This window comes from Candidatus Obscuribacterales bacterium (assembly GCA_036703605.1).
Taxonomy (GTDB): domain Bacteria; phylum Cyanobacteriota; class Cyanobacteriia; order RECH01; family RECH01; genus RECH01.
On the sequence record DATNRH010000214.1, the window covers coordinates 1 to 2584 of the forward strand.

At 50.0% G+C, this 2584-nt stretch carries 3 protein-coding genes; all 3 read right to left on the bottom strand.

Going from position 1 to position 2584, the window contains the following annotated elements:
* The coding region (locus tag V6D20_04560; protein ID HEY9815065.1) for a cation-transporting P-type ATPase at positions 1–273 on the bottom strand (273 nt) is incomplete at its 3' end.
* A 331-nt stretch (positions 274–604) separates the two neighbouring features.
* On the bottom strand, positions 605–2002 hold the full coding sequence (locus tag V6D20_04565; GenBank protein HEY9815066.1) for an 8-oxoguanine deaminase: 1398 nt from the start codon (positions 2000–2002) through the stop codon (positions 605–607).
* A 176-nt stretch (positions 2003–2178) separates the two neighbouring features.
* On the bottom strand, positions 2179–2584 hold a 406-nt coding region (locus V6D20_04570; protein HEY9815067.1), incomplete at its 5' end, for an MOSC domain-containing protein.

Here is a 2584-nt window from a genome sequence, read left to right on the forward strand (position 1 = left end):
GATGACGGCCCAAATGGCCCATCCCAAGGCCGGGGTATGAGATACAAAAGCCAGAATCCCCGCCACCCATAGCAACAGGGCCATAAAATGGGTGAGTTGATCCGTAAACCGTAGCCAGAGCGGACGATGGGCTGGGGATGGAAGTTCATTGGCACCAAAGTGCTGCAATCGTTCAGCGGCTTCATGCTCAGATAGCCCCTTGCTTGTTGTTCCCAGGGATTCGTATACCGCTTCAGCGGTCAATGTCCAAACAGGCTGATGTAGTGATGCCATGTTCCCTTGATCCTGCTATTGATGCGATTACCTATTGTTGTCGCATATCTGGAGGAACGAGAGACTGAGCCGACATGTTTCTTATTGCATGGCATAGTTGCTGGTTGGGTGCATGGATGAGCCTGGCTGTGAAATCGAACCTTAGTGTTTTGGGTCTTGATATACAGACTATCCCTCTTTCATGACTCCTGGAAAAAGGAGGTTAAACCTTAGTTGTCTTGTCAGATATTGTGATTGATCATGACCGAAATTTATCAGGATACCCCAAATAACAAAAGATTTGGACATTTCCAGGATTGATTGTCCTCCTAGGATAATAAAAAGAGATGACTTAAATAGGTTTATTCATTGTAGTTTGGGCGTAATGATTGACCTGTTCTACAAGTTTAGGTAAGTCTACAGTAGTCAGTTGTCCCTGATCAACAACTTTCTTGCCATTGATGAAGCTGTAATCAACACTATCGGTTTGGCAAAAGATGAGCGCGGCTACTATGTCATGCACACCGGAGAGAGAGGGGCGATCGCAATTAATTGCTATGAAGTCTGCTGAGTGACCAGGCACTAGTGCGCCGATGTCGTCTCGTCCTAGCACCCGTGCGCCTCCTAAGGTTGCCAGCTCTAACACATCTCTGGCTGACATCACCGAGGCATCACAACTGCCGACTCGTGCCAAGAGCATAGCCATGCGAGCCTCATGCAGCAGATTGGTTGCATCATTGGAGGCAGCTCCATCGACCCCCAGGCTGACAGGAACATTGTGATTGAGCATCTTCCGAATGGGGGCAATGCCGCTGGCTAGGCGCATATTACTGCAGGGACAGTGGGAAACGCCTGTTCCGGTGCGCCCAAACTTAGCGATCGCATCATCACTAAGCTGTACACAATGGGCATGCCAGACGTCATTTCCTAACCACCCCACCGACTCAGCATAATCTCCTGGACGTAGACCGAAGGTTGCCAAGCTGTAGTCCACATCTGATTGATTTTCTGCTAGGTGTGTGTGCAGCCGTACTTGGGGGTGCGATCGCGCCATTGCAGCCGATTCTCGCATCAGATCTTGGGACACTGAGAAGGGCGAACAAGGTGCAAGGGTCATGCGGATCATGGCATGACGCGATGCATCATGGTGCTGCTCAATCAGCCGGAGGCTATCGCTGAGAATATCTGCTTCTCGCTCCACTAAGGTATCTGGCGGAAGTCCACCTTTGCTTTGCCCAACGCTCATACTACCCCGACTAGCATGAAACCGTAAACCTATGTCCTTGGCTGCCTGGATAGCGTCATCTAAGGTGCAATCATTAGGATATAGATAGAGGTGATCGCTGGCGGTGGTGCAACCCGACAACATCAGTTCTGCTGCGGCCATCTGAGTGCTCAGATAAATCCCTTTTGAGGTCAGATTTGCCCAAAGGGGATAGAGAGATGTGAGCCAGTTAAATAAATCACAATTCTGGGCAGCAGGAATGGCGCGAGTGAGGGATTGAAAAAAGTGGTGGTGAGTATTAACAAGCCCAGGGAGGACAACATGTCGTCCTCGTAGATTTAGTACGTCATCAGCCGTTTGGGGCAATTCGTCAGTAGTACCCACCTGCTCGATGATATTATCGCGGATCAACAGTGCTCCATCAGCGATTTCTCGCCGTTCCGCATCCATAGTGACTAATGTGTGACAGTGTTGAACCAGTAGCGTTGTCATAGGACTCCCTGTTTGGCAATTCAGACCTAGCATAGGGCGATCGCGCCCCAAGAAGGTCTCAAGGGCTACATTTTTTAAGCTAAGTGGGTAAGATGGGGGTAGCTAGGTTAGGAACAAGTTCTGGATTCGATAGCTGCTCATCTTTGCTTGGATGCTTCCTAGCTTATCCCCAAATGTTCCTAGCCTAAAAGGTATTGCATAACCAGCGTTTAAGACTCTAGCCAAATAGGATCATGGCGATGAATAATCCCTCCCTGCACCACTGAGGCGCGAATACCTGCGATCATACTATGGTGCTGAATGGTGGTGCGTAGAATATCTAAATCTTGGGGTAGCCCCTGTTGGGCGAGGGTGGTCACAACACAACGGGGACAGGCCGTATCAATCTGTAGGCGCACCTGGTCGCCGATGGCTAGTAATCCACCGACCCACGGATCTTCCACAAACCCTGCGTCTGATTCAGTAGGCTCGATCAGGATATTAGGGCGAAACCGACAGGGCTCAAACTGGCCGTCCGGATAGAGCGTCTGCAGGCTGGCGAGAGTCGAAGTTGTTACCAAATGGATGGGACAGGAGTCAAAAAAAGTTCCTGTAGGCAGCACCAATTCTGTGACA